12 protein-coding genes are annotated in these 17,112 nt (G+C 45.4%); 8 read left to right on the top strand and 4 right to left on the bottom strand.

What is annotated here, in order from left to right:
• The first annotated feature begins 1 nt into the window (after nt 1).
• The gene (locus FS373_RS18975) at nt 2-1,000 is read left to right on the top strand and encodes a GGGtGRT protein (protein ID WP_144046353.1); all 999 of its coding nucleotides are present in this window, start codon (nt 2-4) and stop codon (nt 998-1,000) included.
• 169 nt (nt 1,001-1,169) lie between these two features.
• On the opposite strand, the gene FS373_RS18970 is transcribed toward FS373_RS18975, so the two are convergent.
• Complete coding sequence (locus FS373_RS18970; protein ID WP_144046354.1) at nt 1,170-2,753, bottom strand: isocitrate lyase; 1,584 nt, start codon at nt 2,751-2,753, stop codon at nt 1,170-1,172.
• A 112-nt stretch (nt 2,754-2,865) separates the two neighbouring features.
• Here FS373_RS18970 and FS373_RS18965 point away from each other — a divergent pair, with 112 nt between their 5' ends.
• Both FS373_RS18965 and FS373_RS18960 read left to right on the top strand, forming a co-directional pair.
• Nucleotides 2,866-3,810, top strand: a complete 945-nt coding sequence (locus tag FS373_RS18965) for a LysR family transcriptional regulator (RefSeq protein WP_152830346.1) — start codon at nt 2,866-2,868, stop codon at nt 3,808-3,810.
• A gap of 222 nt (nt 3,811-4,032) precedes the next feature.
• Nucleotides 4,033-6,201: a malate synthase G gene (locus FS373_RS18960; protein WP_144046355.1), complete on the top strand. Its 2,169-nt coding sequence runs from the start codon at nt 4,033-4,035 to the stop codon at nt 6,199-6,201.
• A 139-nt stretch (nt 6,202-6,340) separates the two neighbouring features.
• Here FS373_RS18960 and adhE read toward each other — a convergent pair whose 3' ends face one another.
• Entirely contained in the window at nt 6,341-8,941 is a 2,601-nt protein-coding gene (gene adhE / locus FS373_RS18955; protein ID WP_152830345.1) for a bifunctional acetaldehyde-CoA/alcohol dehydrogenase, read from the bottom strand.
• 300 nt (nt 8,942-9,241) lie between these two features.
• On the opposite strand from adhE, the gene FS373_RS18950 reads away from it, so the two are divergent.
• The 4 genes from FS373_RS18950 to FS373_RS18935 all read left to right on the top strand — a co-directional run bounded on the left by FS373_RS18950 (nt 9,242) and on the right by FS373_RS18935 (nt 13,153).
• Nucleotides 9,242-9,874 carry a YchE family NAAT transporter gene (locus tag FS373_RS18950; RefSeq protein ID WP_144046357.1) on the top strand — a complete coding sequence of 211 codons (633 nt, stop codon included), beginning with the start codon at nt 9,242-9,244 and terminating at the stop codon, nt 9,872-9,874.
• Nucleotides 9,875-10,072: 198 nt separating this feature from the next.
• Nucleotides 10,073-11,029: a 6-bladed beta-propeller gene (locus FS373_RS18945; RefSeq protein ID WP_194165904.1), complete on the top strand. Its 957-nt coding sequence runs from the start codon at nt 10,073-10,075 to the stop codon at nt 11,027-11,029.
• A 14-nt stretch (nt 11,030-11,043) separates the two neighbouring features.
• Nucleotides 11,044-12,762, top strand: a complete 1,719-nt coding sequence (locus FS373_RS18940; RefSeq protein ID WP_152830343.1) for an ATP-binding protein — start codon at nt 11,044-11,046, stop codon at nt 12,760-12,762.
• 13 nt (nt 12,763-12,775) lie between these two features.
• Nucleotides 12,776-13,153, top strand: a complete 378-nt coding sequence (locus FS373_RS18935; protein ID WP_152830341.1) for a response regulator — start codon at nt 12,776-12,778, stop codon at nt 13,151-13,153.
• A 162-nt stretch (nt 13,154-13,315) separates the two neighbouring features.
• Here FS373_RS18935 and FS373_RS18930 read toward each other — a convergent pair whose 3' ends face one another.
• Nucleotides 13,316-14,650, bottom strand: a complete 1,335-nt coding sequence (locus tag FS373_RS18930; RefSeq protein WP_152830339.1) for an anti-phage deoxyguanosine triphosphatase — start codon at nt 14,648-14,650, stop codon at nt 13,316-13,318.
• 47 nt (nt 14,651-14,697) lie between these two features.
• Nucleotides 14,698-15,285 carry a 5'-deoxynucleotidase gene (gene yfbR / locus FS373_RS18925; RefSeq protein WP_152830337.1) on the bottom strand — a complete coding sequence of 196 codons (588 nt, stop codon included), beginning with the start codon at nt 15,283-15,285 and terminating at the stop codon, nt 14,698-14,700.
• 752 nt (nt 15,286-16,037) lie between these two features.
• Between yfbR and FS373_RS18920 the strand changes: the two genes are divergently transcribed.
• A partial coding sequence (locus FS373_RS18920; RefSeq protein WP_322619539.1) for a retention module-containing protein occupies nt 16,038-17,112 on the top strand: 1,075 nt, incomplete at its 3' end.

Here is a 17,112-nt window from a genome sequence, read left to right as displayed (position 1 = left end):
CATGATTGAATTTGAACGTAGCGTGGAACGTATGCCACGTATTCAGCAGATATTGGATATGTATGGCCTAGAGAGTCTAACTAACAGCCGTGACTTGTGTAATAAGCATGGCTTCGATCCCTTCGACATAGTGAAAGAGACACAAACCATCGCCTTCGATGATGCGGCCTGGGCTTACACCTTAGGGGCCGCTATTGCCATAAAACAACAGAAGTTTAAGGCCTATGAGGCGGCGAATGCCATCGGTGAAGGCTTGCAGGCTTTCACCATACCTGGCTCGGTAGCTGAGCAGAGGAAGGTAGGCTTGGGCCACGGCAACCTTGCCTCACGCCTCTTGTCTGAAGAGTCCCGTTGTTTCTGTTTTCTCGCGGGCCATGAATCCTTTGCCGCAGCCGAGGGGGCCATCAAGATAGCCCAGAATGCCAACAAGGTCAGACAATCGCCTTTAAGGGTGATTCTTAATGGTCTGGGGAAAGATGCGGCCTACCTTATTGCCCGCATCAATGGTTTTAACTATGTGGAGACTCGGTTTGATTATGCGACCGACGAGCTCAGCGTGGTGCGTGAGAAGCGATTTGGTAAGGACGTGCGTGGAGAGATCAACTGTTATGGCGCCGATGATGTGATGGAAGGCGTGGCCATCATGCACAAAGAAGGGGTGGATATCTCTATCACAGGCAATTCGACTAATCCCACCCGTTTCCAGCATCCTGTGGCCGGCACTTACAAGAAAGAGCGTCTGTTGTTGAAACAAGCTTACTTCTCTGTGGCATCAGGCGGCGGAACCGGACGTACTCTGCATCCGGATAATGTTGGCGCCGGCCCTGCTAGCTATGGCATGACAGATACTATGGGTAGGATGCACAGCGATGCCCAGTTTGCAGGCTCTTCCTCGGTACCCGCCCATGTGGAGATGATGGGTTTGGTTGGCATGGGAAATAACCCTATGGTGGGGGCCAGCGTGGCAATCGCCGTGGCCATCGAACAGGCGTTTAGTTAATACCCTAGGTATACAGGCTAGATTTTCCCTTGGTATATTTAGTCAATCAGATGAATAGATTGGGATGACTTTTCGTATTCCAAAAACAGAAAAAACCGAAGTCGTGTGACTCCGGTTTTTTGTTTCCCTTATCCCTATTGGGGATTTAGTCGGGGTAGTTAGTAGGGCATTAGCCGAACTGGTTCATGGTGTTGTCTTTACCCGACGCCTTCAGCGCCTGATCACCAGAGAAGTATTCCTTGTGAGCATCACCCATATCTGAGCCAGCCATGTTCTGGTGCTTAACACAGGCGATACCCTGGCGGATCTCTTTGCGCTGCACATTAGCCACATAACCTAGCATGCCTTGGTCACCGAAGTACTCTTTCGCCAAGTTGTCGGTAGACAAGGCAGCCGTGTGGTAAGTCGGTAGCGTGATCAGGTGATGGAAGATACCGGCTTCACGGGCTGAGTCGGCCTGGAAGGTACGGATTTTCTCGTCCGCCTGAATACCGAGTTCAGTTTCGTCATACTTGATATTCATCAAGTCAGCACGTTCGTAACTTGATACATCATTACCAGCTTCTTGCATGATATCAAAGATCTGTTGACGGAAGTTAAGCGTCCAGTTAAATGAAGGCGAGTTGTTGTAAACCAGCTTAGCATTTGGCACGACTTCACGAATGGCATTGACCATGGCACCAATCTGAGCCACATGAGGCTTCTCGGTCTCAATCCACAATAAGTCAGCGCCGTTCTGAAGACTGGTGATACAGTCGAGCACACAGCGCTCTTCACCAGTACCCGCGCGGAATTTAAACAGGCCATTGGGTAGACGTGAAGGCTTAACCAGCTTATCGCCGCGCTTAAACACTACGTCGCCATTTTCTAAGTTGTCGCTAGTGACTTCTTCTACTTCGATGAAAGAGTTGTACTTGTCACCCAAATCACCCGGCTCTGAAGTTACCGCAATCTTCTGCGTCAGACCCGCACCGAGAGAATCGGTACGTGCCACGATAACGCCATCATCGATGCCAAGTTCTAAGAAGGCATAACGTACGGCATTGATCTTAGCCAAAAACTCAACATGAGGAACCGTTACCTTGCCGTCTTGGTGACCACATTGCTTTACATCGGAAACCTGATTTTCAAGCTGTATACAACAGGCACCGGCTTCAATCATCTGCTTAGCCATCAGGTAAGTGGCTTCTTCGTTGCCAAAACCTGCATCGATATCGGCAATAATAGGTACAACATGGGTCTCGAAATTATCTATCTTATCCTGAATCGCGGCTTTATCGGCGGCGTCGGCATTATCAAGTTCACGGAACAGGCCGCCCAACTCACGAGCATCGGCTTGGCGAAGGAAAGTATAAAGCTCGGCAATTAGGCTAGCGACTGAAGTCTTCTCATGCATTGATTGGTCAGGCAGAGGACCGAACTCACTGCGAAGGGCTGCAACCATCCAACCCGAAAGATAGAGGTAACGTCGTTTCGTAGTCAAAAGATGCTTCTTAATCGCAATCATCTTCTGTTGGCCGATGAAACCGTGCCAACATCCTAGTGATTGAGTGTACTGAGAGCTATCAGCATCATAGTTAGCCATGTCTTCACGCATTATCTTGGCGGTATACTTAGCTATGTCTAAACCCGTCTTAAATTGGTTCTGAGTGCGCATACGAGCGACTGACTCAGGATTGATTGCATTCCAGGCACTACCTTCATTCTCAATCAAGCTTGCTGCAGTATCAATATCGGTTCGGTAATTTGACATGGTAAGTCCCTTCCTACAAAAAATAATTATCAACGATTGCTTCCGTTCAAAATAATAGTAATATTGAGCTAAATTAGTCTAATTTATAGTAATTATCTTCGGTATTTGTTTTATGAATATATCTCGTATTGACCTGAATTTGTTGGTTTATTTTGATGTCTTGCTCAGGGAGTTGAATGTAACCCGAGCCGCAGATCAGCTGGGGATCAGCCAACCGGCCATGAGTAATGGTCTTAAAAGGTTAAGGGTTTTGTTCGACGATCCGCTCTTAATCAGAACCAGTAAGGGGATGACACCGACAGAGAGGGCAAGTGAGTTAAAACCTGTGATCCGTGAGCTATTAATTGGGCTGGAGAAAGCCGTACAACCCAAAGCCGAGTTTAATGCATTAGAGAGTGAGCAAGTGTTTCGCATGATGGCGTCGGATTATGCCGAGTCTACCCTTATTCCCTTGTTGATCGCTCGCTTGCGTAATGAAGCACCGAAAGTCATTTTGGATATCATGACCCCAAGCGATGTCAATTTTGCCGATGTGGAACAGGGTAGAGTGGATATGGCGATTAACCGCTTCGATGAAATCCCTCAATCTTTTCATCAAAAAGTGCTCTGGAAAGATACATTCAGTTGCCTCATTAACCGCACTAATCCAGTATTGAGGGACTTTAATTTAGACAATTATCTTAAGTCTCATCACGTCTGGGTGAGTAAGACCGGCATGGGGGTCGGGGTCGGCATGGATCCCGATGATGTCCAACGTCTGGGCTGGGTAGATGAGGCCCTCGCAAAAATTGGTGCAAAACGTCGTATCACAGTATTCACCCGAAATTATCAAGCGGCCAGTTCATTGGCGGAGAGGCAAGATTTGATTGCCACTGTGCCCAGTAAAATGGCCAGATTACAGCAAGATAATACCCGAGTCAGTATAGTGACACCGCCATTCGATATCCCCCCCATAGAGTTGACCATGGCCTGGAGCCCCTTATTGCAACATAATCCGGCTCACAGATGGATGAGAGAACTCATCACTGAAACTGCCAGAATCATAGATAGATTCTAGTCATTGGACATCAAGTTTTATTTAAGTAATATAAGTTTTATGAATGCTAGCTATAACTACGATAAATTAGTGATATACATTTAGGCTGGATAAACTGAACAAAACTTCTACTAACATTCTGCTCTTATGAGTCTTCATGTAGAGTGAGGTTCAATCGGCTTCATTTTTTAGCAATAGAGACAGGCACGACATAGTCAATGACACCTATCGGAAGGGAAAAATATGACATCACGTATTCAAGTTGGCAATTTACAGGTCGCTACATCATTATTTAAATTAGTTAATGAGCAGATTATTCCTGGGACCGACATCTCATCGGAAAGGTTTTGGAACTCACTTGAATCCATTATTGATGATCTAACGCCAAAGAATAGAAGTTTATTGGCCCGCCGCGATGAGTTACAAGCTCAGATAGATAAGTGGCATACAGATAATAAAGTCCATGATCCTCTGGCCTATAAAGCATTTTTGCAAGAGATAGATTACCTCGTTCCAGAAGGCGACGATTTCAGTATTACCACAGAAAATGTAGATATTGAAATTGCCCAGCAAGCGGGTCCTCAGCTTGTAGTCCCGGTTAAAAATGCCCGTTTTGCCCTAAATGCTGCGAATGCGCGATGGGGTAGTTTATATGATGCCCTCTATGGTACCGATGCCATCAGTGAAGAAGGCGGCGCCGAGATGGGTAGCGGTTTCAATCCGGTACGTGGTAGTAAGGTGATAGCGTTTGCCAAGCAACACTTAGATCAACTGGCTCCTTTAGCGGTAGGCAGCCATCGCGAGGCAAGCCATTACCAAATAGATGGAAACCAGCTGGTTATCACCCTAAGGGATGGAACTGATACTGGGCTCAAGCAGCCTGAAAAGTTGGTGGGTTATCTCGGTAATTTGGTTGCTCCCCATGCAGTCTTACTCAAAAATAATGGTCTGCATGTGGAGATCCAGATAGACAGACATCACGTCATAGGTAAGACAGATCTGGCTGGCATGAAAGATCTGCTGGTAGAAGCTGCTGTGACCACCATCATGGATTGTGAAGACTCGGTGGCTGCTGTCGATGCCGAAGATAAGTGTGAGGTCTATCAAAACTGGTTAGGCTTAATGAAAGGCGATCTCAAAGCCCATCTGACTAAAGGCGACAAGACCATCACTCGAGAGCTCAACCTTGATCGTCATTATCTGTGTCCTCTTGGAAGGGAGTTTACTCTGCCTGGTCGAAGCCTGTTATTTATCCGGAACGTCGGTCACTTGATGACCAATGATGCCATTTTAGACAAGGCGGGTGATGAGGTTCCCGAGGGGATCTTAGATGGCATGGTGTCGGTGCTGGCTGCAATGCACGATCTTAAGGGCAATAATAAGCAGCGGACTAATAGCCGAGCTGGATCGATCAATATTGTTAAACCTAAGATGCATGGACCGGATGAGGTGGCGTTTACCTGTGAGCTGTTTACCCGCATCGAAGATGCGCTGAGCCTGTCCAGAAATACCATCAAACTTGGGATCATGGATGAAGAGCGCAGGACGACAGTAAACTTAAAAGAGTGTATTCGCGTGGCTAAGGAGAGAGTGGTGTTTATTAACACAGGATTTCTCGATAGAACTGGCGATGAGATCCATACCTCTATGCTCGCCGGGCCTTTTGTGCCAAAAACACAGATGAAACAGCAAGCCTGGATCAATGCCTATGAGGATTGGAATGTCGATGTCGGTCTGGCATGTGGTTTACCTGGTCGTGCTCAGATTGGCAAGGGGATGTGGGCCATGCCAGATGAGATGGCGTCCATGCTTGCACAAAAGTCAGCCCATCCCAATGCGGGGGCTAACACTGCCTGGGTGCCATCACCCAATGGCGCCATACTGCATTCGACTCATTATCATCAGATCAACGTCGCCGAGAAACAGCTGGAATTGTCTAACAGAACCCATGCTAAATTAGATGACATTCTGACCATTCCCTTGTTATCGGAAACCTTGACAGATGAGCAGATCCAACGTGAACTCGACAACAATGCCCAGGGGATCTTAGGTTACGTTGTGCGTTGGATTGATCATGGTGTCGGTTGCTCGAAAGTGCCCGATATCAATAACGTGGGCCTAATGGAAGACAGGGCAACCTTGAGAATATCATCACAATATATTGCCAATTGGCTGGAGCATAAGATCTGCACCGAAGAGCAAGTTACCGCGTCCATGAAGAGGATGGCTGCTGTTGTCGATAAGCAAAATGTCGGTGATGCGCTCTATCACAAAATGGCGCCAGATTTCAGCGGTATCGCCTTTAACACGGCGCTTGATCTGGTGTTCAAAGGAAAAGAGCAGCCTTCGGGTTACACTGAGCCCTTGCTGCACGCTTATCGGATTAAAAAGAAGGCTGAGCAAGCTCAATAAAATAGATACGCCACCATCCCTTTGATATTTTAAATAAAAAGCCAGTTAACATTATGATGTTAACTGGCTTTCTTATACGGCTGATTTTATACCGATTGGGAGCAGCTAGTGTTTAGACCCTATGCACATGGAACTGGTATTAGCTATCGCTATAGGCGTTGCCATAGAAACTGTCGAGCAGTATCTGCTTTAGCTCTGCTATCAGGGGATACCTAGGGTTCGCTCCGGTACATTGATCATCGAAGGCATCTTCGGCTAACTCGTCTAGTTTAGCTAGGAAGTCGGCTTCGTTGACGCCTGCATCTTGGATTGAAGCCGGAATGCCAATCGTCTTCTTGAGCTCATCGATTTTTTCAAGCAAAGCTTTAACTTTCTCTTCATCTGTATTACCACTTAAGTCTAGGTAGTCTGCAATCTTTGCATAGCGACAAAGAGCCTTTGGTCGATCGTATTGGCTAAATGCCGCCTGTTTAGTGGGCATGTCAGTCGCATTGAAACGGACAACATTGCTGATGAGCAATGCATTTGCCAGGCCATGGGCAAGATGAAATTCGGCGCCTAACTTATGGGCCATAGAGTGACAGACTCCAAGGAAGGCATTAGCAAAAGCTATGCCTGCGATGGTAGAGCCATTATGTACCTTCTCGCGTGCCACGGGCGCCGCAGCGCCCAGATTATAGGCATCGGGAAGGTGCTTAAATAACAGGTCTAATGCTTGCAGAGCTTGGCCATCACTGTATTCGTTGGCCATCACACTGACATAGGCTTCCAGTGCATGGGTGATGGCATCTATTCCACCGAAGGCGGTGAGAGATTTGGGCATGTCCATGACTAAATTAGGATCGATTATGGCCATGTTCGGTGTTAATTGATAATCGGCAATAGGGTACTTCATTCCCGTGGTTTCATCTGTCACTACCGCGAATGGCGTGACTTCTGAACCTGTGCCTGAGGTGGTCGGGATGGCGACCATCTGCGCTTTGACACCCAATTTAGGGAACTTGTAGATACGCTTGCGAATATCCATAAATCTGAGGGCGAGATCGGCAAAATCCACATCGGGATGCTCATACATGACCCAGATAATCTTAGCCGCATCCATGGGAGAGCCGCCGCCCAGTGCGATGATCACATCGGGTTGAAAGCTATGGGCCACCTTGGCGCCTTGTTTGACGATGGCTAAGGTAGGATCGGCTTCTACTTCATAAAATATCTCAGTTTCTAATCCCTGAGCCTTGAGGATCTTGACGGTTTCGTCACAATATCCATTATTGAACAGATACTTGTCTGTAACTATCAGTGCTCGTTTTTTGTCACTCAGTTCCTCGAGTGCAATAGGCAAGCTACCACGGCGGAAATAGATAGATGAAGGAAGCTTGTGCCACAACATGTTTTCAGCCCTCTTAGCGACCATTTTTTTGTTAATCAGGTGACTCGGTCCCACATTTTCTGAGATGGAGTTGCCGCCCCATGAGCCACAACCTAAGGTGAGTGAAGGTGCTAGCTTGAAGTTATACAGATCGCCGATGCCGCCTTGGGAGGCTGGTGTGTTGATCAATATGCGGGCGGTCTTCATGCGAAAACCGAAGGTCTTGACGCGATCTTCTTGTGTATCTTGGTCGGTATAGAGACCCGAGGTGTGTCCTATTCCGCCCAAGGTGACCAGGGCCTCCGCCTTATCCATAGCATCATCGAAGTCTTTGGCTCGATACATACCCAATAAAGGAGAGAGTTTTTCATGGGCAAAGGCTTCGGCGTCATTGATATCTGTCGCCTCGCCAATCAAGACCTTAGTCCAATGGGGGACGTCTAGACCAGCCATGGAGGCGATATCTACCGCGCTCTGTCCGACGATGTCGGCATTGAGTCCGCCATTCTTGAGTATGACGCCTTGCATGGCCTCTGATTCATCGGCACTGAGAATATAGCCGCCGTGAGTTGCGAAGCGCTCTTTCACTGTGTCATAAATTTCATCGACGACGATCACCGCTTGCTCTGATGCACACACGACGCCGTTATCGAAGGTTTTAGACATCAATATTGAGCTGACAGCACGCTTGATGTCAGCGGTTTCATCTATCACGATTGGGGTATTACCCGCGCCGACGCCGATGGCGGGTTTGCCTGAAGAATAAGCCGCTTTTACCATGCTGGGTCCACCGGTGGCTAAGATGAGGTTTATCTTGTCATGGGTCATCAAGCGATTCGACAATGCGACACTCGGCTCATCTATCCAACCGATAATATCTTTCGGAGCTCCGGCTTTAACGGCAGCATCCAGTACGATGCGTGCTGCGGTTGTGGTCGACTCTTTCGCCCTGGGATGAGGTGAGAAGATGATGCCATTACGGGTCTTGAGGCTGATAAGCGCTTTAAAGATGGCGGTGGAAGTTGGGTTAGTGGTGGGGACTATGCCACAGATGATACCGACAGGTTCGGCTATGGTTATGGTGCCGAAGGTGGGGTCTTCATCTATTATGCCGCAGGTCTTCGAGTCCTTATACTTGTTATAGATGTATTCGGAGGCGAAGTGATTCTTGATCACCTTATCTTCAATCACGCCCATGCCAGTTTCTGATGCTGCCATCTTAGCCAGAGATATTCTTGCATCGGCCGCCGCTAACGCCGCCGCTCTGAAGATGATATCGACTTGTTCCTGACTGAAGTTAGCAAACTGGGCTTGTGCATCTGCAACTCGTTGTACAAGAAGATCGAGTTCTTGCTCATTGGTCACTGTCATTTTGTATTTCCTTGAAAAAATTTAGCCAAAATCGGTTTTGGCTAAATCTTCTCGATGACTAAAAATTACACCCAAACCCCCTCGATAACCGTGATCTTAGCCACAGTTTGCGGCCTTGTTGTAATTAAATTACATTGTTAACGACTTGTTTGTTTAATTGGTGAGCTGTGATGTTTTTAATCGGAATAAAAAAACTCATTTTTACCGGATGAAATCATAAGGTAAACTCGTCTGCTCAATACAAGGGCGATGGCAAATTAGCTAACGCTTTAATCTGTATTTACACTCGAGGATATGTCGTTGGATTATACATTTTATGTTAAGTTTTTTTTAGGCTTGTTGGCCATCATCAACCCTGTGGGTCTTTTACCTGTGTTTGTGAGCTTAACCAGTCATCAAAATGATATCGAACGCAATCATACGGGAAAAGTGGCTAACTTTGCCGTTGTGGTTATCTTGCTGGTGACCATATTTGCCGGTCAGCATATTCTAAACTTGTTCAGTATCTCGCTGTCGGCTTTTAGGATAGCCGGTGGTTCCTTGATTGCGATCATTGCCATGTCTATGCTACAGGGAAAATTGGGTGAGGTTAAACGTAACAAGGAAGAAGACAGGGAATCATCGGGCATGGAGTCGGTTGCCGTGGTACCTCTGGCCTTACCCTTGATGGCTGGCCCAGGTGCCATTAGCTCTGTGATTGTGTCTGCGGCTGAAAATAACACCTTTATCAATCATGTCGGCATGTCTATCACAGTCATGGTATTTGGTTTAACCAGCTTTATGCTCTTTAGGGCGGCGCCCGTGATATATAAAGTGCTGGGGAAAACGGGTATTAATGTCATTACTAGATTGATGGGACTCTTGATGCTATCTATTGGTATCGAAGTGATCGTGGCAGGGTTTAAAGGCCTGTTTCCCAATTTGCTGAATTAGCCATTTAAGTATTAAGCTTAATCAGGATTTACGTAATTTTTCATTATTGTTTCACATGTGCAGCCAGTAAGGCGCTACATGAGTAAACGCTGTTTGAATGACTCGAACGGCGTTTTTGTTTCATCATAAAATAACCCTTATAGCGGATCTGTACTAAGATTTTGATAGAGCTCTACCTCCTATATCATGGAAGATTTTATGTCACAGCTTCAGACTCCTCGCCAACCTTTTTTTTTACAATACTGTCATTTAATCAGTCTTCTAACACTCGCCTTTATTTTATGTGCCTGCTCCCGAGAGCAGGTCGATGCCGAACTTCTCTTCATCTTCGGGGAGGAGGGTGCAGCCCCTGGTCAGTTTAAATACGTAGAAGACTTCGCAGTGGATGGCAACGGGAATTTACTGATTACCGATGCGCTCAATGGCAATGTTCAGGTCTTCAGCGCCGACGGCACCTATATTTCCATGTTTGGGGCCACTAAACAGATAGGGGGCTTGAGAAAGCCAGAGGGGATAGCCATAGATGAAGATGGGAATATTCATGTAGCGGATTATTTAACCGGCCATGTAGAGAAGTTTTCATCTGACCATAACCATATGCTGACATATAGCGGTTATGGCAGCGTCGAGGGGAAGACTCAGGAAACCGAATTTATGACGTTTCATCAAAATGGTTTCCTGTATGTGCCCGAGGCTGGCAATAGTCGTATCAGCGTGTTCGATAAAGAGGGGAACTTTCAATTTACCTTCGCACAAAAAGGCAATGAACCGGGTCAGTTAAGCAGGCCTGAAGCCATCAAACATAACAGTCGAGGCTTACTTTATGTTGCCGATCTTGGAAATCACCGAATTCAGGTTTTCGATGAGTACGGTAACTTCCTGTTTCTCTGGGGAAATGAGGGAGATGGTCCGGGAGAATTCAGGAAGCCCTCAGGCTTAGCGATAGACGCTAACGATAATGTGTATGTAGCGGAAATTGGTAATAACCGGATACAGAAATTTAACAGCCGTGGCAAATTTCTGTATATGTTCGGTCAAAGTGGCCGTGACCCCGGCGATTTCGGCAATATACATGGTCTCGTTATAGGTTTGAATAAGTTGCTTTATGTTGCCGATACTGCCAATCATAGAGTGCAAGTTTTTGATGTCAGATGATGTAGGAATTACCTATGTTTATTGCGATGAAAAACCTGTCATTGAGAGATTTACCCATAGCGAAAAAATTTGCTTTGCCTGGTATTGTCTATATTTTGGGGATATTAATCATAACGAGCACTGTGTATGCCTTTATTAATGACCAGCGCGCACGCAATGTTTTAATCTATGACGTTATTACCCAAAAAAATATTTTGTCAAATTTAGAGAGTAACCTTGCTAAGGTCAACGAGGGCCTGAATCAGATGTTATTCTTCGATAGTCGTGAATTTGATGTCTTATTACTGGCGAAGGCCGAAGACTTTCAATCGACTCTGGTGGAGTTTAAGTATATTTCGCAGCGGCATGCTTTTATCAATGATGAGTCTTTGGCTGAAGAGATAGAACCCGTCCTCGAACTGATGAGGACCCAGTTGATTAAAGTGGTCAGCCTGTCATTTAGTCGCTCTCTCAGAGGCAGCGGAAAGTCATATCAACAAGAATTTATCTTGTATTCGAATCAAATTAGAGCATTTACTAATGATGCCTTGTACGGTAAGTCTGAGCTGGTAGAAGCCTTGTTAAAAGAGAATGTTTATAGAGAATGGCTGTTTTCTGTCCTTTTCCTGTTGGAAGTCATTATCACGGCACTGTTAAGTTATTTTATGCACGTGCTCGTATCCAGGCAACTTATTTTTCCCATCAACAAAATAAAACTCATCAGCGACGAAGTGATTAAGCGCTACGCTTTTAATGATAATAATGCCCTGGACTATGAAATGTTGTTGACGCGACTCGCCTTGATAACATCTAAGGATGAAGTGGGAGATCTAGCTAGGCAATTTTTAGTCATGATGCAGACGATAGATCTTGGCAGACAAATAGAGTCCGAAAAAAAACAAGCGATTGAACATCTCTACAGCACATTAAAACAGACCAATGAACAAGTATTGAAAACAAAGGGGGAATTAAACCTGCGTAATCAAGAGTTAGAACGTATTCACGAGAAGCTGATCACGTCGAATAAACAACTGGAGCAATCGGCCAAGCTTTCTTCAATAGGGGAGATGTCGGCGGGCATTGCTCATGAAATAAATCAGCCACTAGGGGTGATGAGATTATACACAGACTGCATGCTTCTGGTTCAGGGGCATCCCTCTAAGATAAATGACATGCTAGAAAAAAACTTAATGCAAATAGAGCGGATCAGCAAGATCATCAATCACCTAAGACTGTTCAGTCGAGATGAGCAGGGTGAAGAAAGGGAAATCATTGCCGTGGATTGGTTGATCGATCAATCCTTGATCCTCATTTCCCCAGAATTAAAGCTGCTTTCCATCACACTCGCCGTAAATATCCAAAACAAGGGTCAATTTATATTATGTAATCAGGTTCAGCTACTACAAGTGCTGACCAATCTACTCAATAATGCCAAAGATGCCATCATCGAACTCGAATCCTTAGCCCTGCCACAGGGCATAGGAAAACTGATATCGATTAATGTGCAGTGCCGAGCAGAACGTGTCTTGATTGAAGTCAGTGACACAGGTGTAGGGGTTCCAAGCTCACTGATTAGAAAAATATTCCAACCTTTCTACACGACTAAGCCCGTCGGTTCGGGTACTGGGCTCGGGCTTTCTATTTGTTATGGAATAATAGAACAGCATGCCGGCACTATAGAGTGTAGGAGTCAACAGGGCTGTGGAACGACCTTTCTAATCGATTTACCCCATGTGTTAGCATTGAGTTCTTAAAAAGGAGAGATCTATGACTAATATTCTTATTGTTGATGATGATGCTGATTTCTCGGAAGCCTTGCAAGACTCCTTGTCTATGCTTCTGAGCCATTATCAATTTATAACTTGTGGTAAATCTAGTCAGGTATTCGACTTAATATACAGTTTACCCGCTTCTCTTGTTATCACGGATATGATCATGCCGGATGTGGAAGGGATAGAGATCATCACACGGTTAAAGCAAGAGATGCCTGATATACCCATTATAGCCATGTCCGGCGGTGGCCGAGTCGGGGGGAGTAACTATCTTATCTTGGCGGATGCGTTAGGGGCCGATGCCATTTTTGATAAACCATTGAGCGTGTTTGATATGTCTAGAAAAGTTGAAGACTTGCTAGGCTCAACTTAGCTTATGATCGATATTCGATGGCAAGTTTTTCGTGTTCTGTGATGACTTTTGCCACAGAGGCTATGGCAAAAGTCATCACCAAGTAGCTGCTCAGCCCATTTAAGGCTGAGAGGTGCAGGTGATGAGCAGACTGAAATTCCAGTCTGTTTGTGTGTACTGGTTTCAGAGTTCTCGATTAAACTCTAGCATAGAGCCTGAATTTGGGCTAAATAGCTGTTGGTGTAGCCTGGCTGCAAACTCATCGGTCATGCCAGAGATATAATCTGCGATGACTCTGTGACTGTTCAATCCCTTGTCTCTGCTATTACGCCATCTTTCTTGAGTATTGATCGGTAATAACCGCTCAGGATCCGATTCGAATGCCTCGAATAGCTCCATAACAATCTGCTGACCCTTATATTCAAGCATCTGTATTTCGGGTTTTCTGATCACATATTTAAAGACAAATTGCTTCAATATTTCCAATGCTTCGGAAAAATTCTTATCCAAACCCGCATTATAGCGCAATAAGTTATCTTCAAAATCGGTATTGAGTTTGATATCGATGGCGGTGACGAAACCATTGACTAAGGTCCCTATGGCATCTTTTCTCTGGTGATGCTTACTGGAAAAGAGTTTATTGCCAATAGAACCAAACTCATCCTGGATCCAATGGTCTTCACTGCATGTGAGTTTGCTGCCTACATCCACTTGCCATTGTTCCTGGTTGACGATTCCCATGACAATCGCATCTTCGAGATCGTGCACCGCATAGGCAATATCATCGGCTAATTCCATGATAGAGCAGTCTAATGATTTATAGCGCGTCCGCCTGTGTTGTTGGCCATCGACATCCTGATGTGAGAGGAACTTATGTCTGTCATTCTCAGACAGGGGAGACAAGACCCAATCTAGTATCTCGATATCGTCGTCGAATATGCCTTTAACCGGTGGCCATTCAGAGGGTTTGAGTTGGCGAATGTTGGTGACTGGCTGGCTGGATGAATCTTGATGTAGACTCGAATAAGCGGCTGGGTACTTCAAGAGCCCCAATAAGGTTCTGCGGCACAGGTTCATGCCATAAAATTCTGTGTAGGGTTCTAGGCCTGTGAGGATCCTGAATGTTTGGCCATTACCCTCAAAACCCCCATGATCTCGCATCATATAGTTGAGTGCAACTTCTCCGCCATGACCATAAGGGGGATGACCTATGTCATGGGCTAAGCACAAGGATTCGATTAAACTCATGGAATCAAACAAGTGGTCCAATTGAGGTTGCTTCTGTTTGAGTTGAGCACGTATGCCGGTGCCTATTTGTGATACTTCCAGAGAATGAGTCAGCCGGGTTCGATAGAAATCATTCATACCGACACCCAAGACTTGGGTCTTAGCCTGCAGACGTCTAAAAGCAGCCGAATGTAAGATCCGTGCTCTATCTCTTTGATAGGGACTGCGGTGATCATTTCTACGTTTCTTATCTTCTGTTAAACGTCTGGCATGCCATACTGACTCTGTCATCGGGATCCTTAACCTGCGTTAATCCTTGGAGTGATTAACCTGAATAATTAAAGTAACTGGTTGATATCGTCTAAATTTAATTTAAAACTCGGAACAAAACAATCAATAAAGTATTGCACGGCAGGATCCGGGTTATTACTCAGTGATTGCTCGAGCCGTTTTCTGGCAGTATTAAATTCACTATTACCGGCTCTATCTTCTTCTAAGCACTTAAGGTAAGCACAAATCGTATCGGCTGATTTGACTAGCGCCTTATATTCAATATCGGCATCCTCACTGGTGAGTAAGCTGGCATATTCTTGTTTAAATTCTTCAGGGACCATTTCGAGTAATCTGTTTTCAGCAATGGCTTCAATTTTTTTGTACTCAGCTTCTATCTCTTTATTGAAGTACTTTACCGGGGTGGGGAGATCGCCGGTAATGATTTCACTGGCATCATGAAAAATGGCAACAGTTGCTGCTCTGTCTGGGGATAGGGACTTACCAAATTTGTGATTACCTATGATGGCGAGGCTGTGTGCGACCATGGCCACCTGAAGAGAGTGTTCTTGCACATTTTCGCTTCTAACATTGTACATTAGTGGCCAGCGTTGAATTAATTTCATGCGAGCTAGGTGAGCGAAGAGGTGACTCATATTGATTTGCAACTTAATACAATGACTACATAAAGTTACATTATCACAAGCCTTCCAGCTAGAGGCAAATAATTGTCGCTTAACTCAGAATGGTACAGGTTAACAAGCGGTGATCTATCATCATTCTCAGTCCAAAGGATGAAAAGATTAAATATAAACAGCTTGATTTACTGCTTCCTTTTAGGGTTAGCCAGAGTGATAAATTGGAGTAGTGAAAAGTGGCGGCTATACCTTCATATTAAGTTAACGATAGGGCGTAAATCTCTATCGCTAGTATTATTTACACAGCCTAGTGAGGCTTCTTCCTAGAAATCACCTCGTTATTGATCCGTATTTTCATTTCTTTTGTTGATAACAGTTCTGCGGGCTCCGGTTGAAACTGTGTGTTCAGAGTGAAGTTATCATTCTCTGTGTCAGCATGTATACAAGTGAGGGAAATGCCAATTAATCAGACTGCTAAGAGTTAATTATGCACCAAAAGTGAATAGTTACGCACGCTGATGACTTTTATATATTTTATATGGACAATTTATTAAGTTAGACGCTTGTACCAGTATCGATGGTGATAGCAGTGTTAAAGCCTGGGGGAGTGTGAGTTGGTAGGGTTTTTAACTGCTCACTAATTGACTTATTACCACTAAAAATGTAACATGCCGTCCGTTTTTTTGATTGGTTACATGTGTTGTGTTGCCAGTTTGAGGTGAGTGTTGCGGCCTTGGTGTTTGTCCTTCTGGAGAATTGAATTGAAAAAAGTGGTAATTACGCAGTCTGGAGAAGTTTTGATTGCTCGTGGAGTGATCGAGGTTGAAGTAAACAGTGTGGTGGAAGATATCACCCAGGGCAAACATATCCACGCAGGATCAATTCTCTTTATAGAAGATGGTGCAGAGATCAGCATAGCTTATGAAGATGGCACCGCTTTTCATCAAACTCAACACGGTCAGATTGTCGACAATAATGAAATCAGTGATGCTTTGTCTGATGCTGCCGAGATCGCGCAACTACAAGATTTAATTTCTGCAGAAAAAGATCCGACAGTTATGTTACCTGAGACTGCTGCGGGCTCAGGACTCAGCAATGAGGGAGAAAGCCACTTCATCTCTGTGGGACGTACCGGGCATGAAACCATAGCGGCGGCGGGTTATTCCACTATTGGTACGACTCAAATCAGTTTTGATACTACAGATGGTATTGAGAGCAGTGACATAGATGAGCCCTCGACCCTGGAAAGTGACAGCAACACCATAGCCGAAGATACAGTTGCGACCGGTAATGTGTTAAATAACGACACGGATATCGATAATGATCTTAGTGTGACGAGCTTCGAAGTCGAAGGCAGCAGATACAGCGCTGGCACTACGGTTATATTGGATGATGGCAGCTTGGTGCTCAACACCGATGGTAGCTACATTTTTACCCCGAATGAAAACTGGAATGGCACAGTACCAGTTATCATCTATACGGTGAATACAGACTTAAGCTCTACCTTGAACATTATCGTTACTCCGGTAGCTGATGATTTTACCGATGACAATGAAGTGCGCACCATAAGCGAAGACAGCCCTGAAGTGAGCGGCAATGTCATCGATGGCAGCAGCGTCGACGGTGATGTTTCGCTAACCAGCTTTACTGTCGATGGCGACAACACCGTTTATCAAGCCGATGGCAGCGATATTACGATTGCCGATGTCGGTACCTTTAGCCTAGACAGTCAGGGTGACTACACCTTTACTCCAGCCGCCAACTATAATGGCGCGGTCCCGGTGATCACTTATAGCCTGACCGACGGCTCAAGTACTGACACGTCAAGCTTAAGCATCACAGTCA

The organism is Shewanella sp. YLB-07 (genome assembly GCF_009377275.1).
The sequence above is the reverse complement of the archived record's forward strand: the minus strand, read 5'-3'. Positions and strand labels throughout refer to the sequence as shown.

Coding starts and splice junctions, on each gene's coding strand:
- FS373_RS18940 (WP_152830343.1), top strand. CDS start 11,044: ATGTTTATTGCGATGAAAAACCTGTCATTGAGAGATTTACCCATAGCG.
- FS373_RS18935 (WP_152830341.1), top strand. CDS start 12,776: ATGACTAATATTCTTATTGTTGATGATGATGCTGATTTCTCGGAAGCC.
- FS373_RS18975 (WP_144046353.1), top strand. CDS start 2: ATGATTGAATTTGAACGTAGCGTGGAACGTATGCCACGTATTCAGCAG.
- FS373_RS18930 (WP_152830339.1), bottom strand. CDS start 14,650: ATGACAGAGTCAGTATGGCATGCCAGACGTTTAACAGAAGATAAGAAA.
- FS373_RS18945 (WP_194165904.1), top strand. CDS start 10,073: ATGTCACAGCTTCAGACTCCTCGCCAACCTTTTTTTTTACAATACTGT.
- FS373_RS18970 (WP_144046354.1), bottom strand. CDS start 2,753: ATGTCAAATTACCGAACCGATATTGATACTGCAGCAAGCTTGATTGAG.
- FS373_RS18965 (WP_152830346.1), top strand. CDS start 2,866: ATGAATATATCTCGTATTGACCTGAATTTGTTGGTTTATTTTGATGTC.
- FS373_RS18960 (WP_144046355.1), top strand. CDS start 4,033: ATGACATCACGTATTCAAGTTGGCAATTTACAGGTCGCTACATCATTA.
- yfbR (WP_152830337.1), bottom strand. CDS start 15,285: ATGAGTCACCTCTTCGCTCACCTAGCTCGCATGAAATTAATTCAACGC.
- adhE (WP_152830345.1), bottom strand. CDS start 8,941: ATGACAGTGACCAATGAGCAAGAACTCGATCTTCTTGTACAACGAGTT.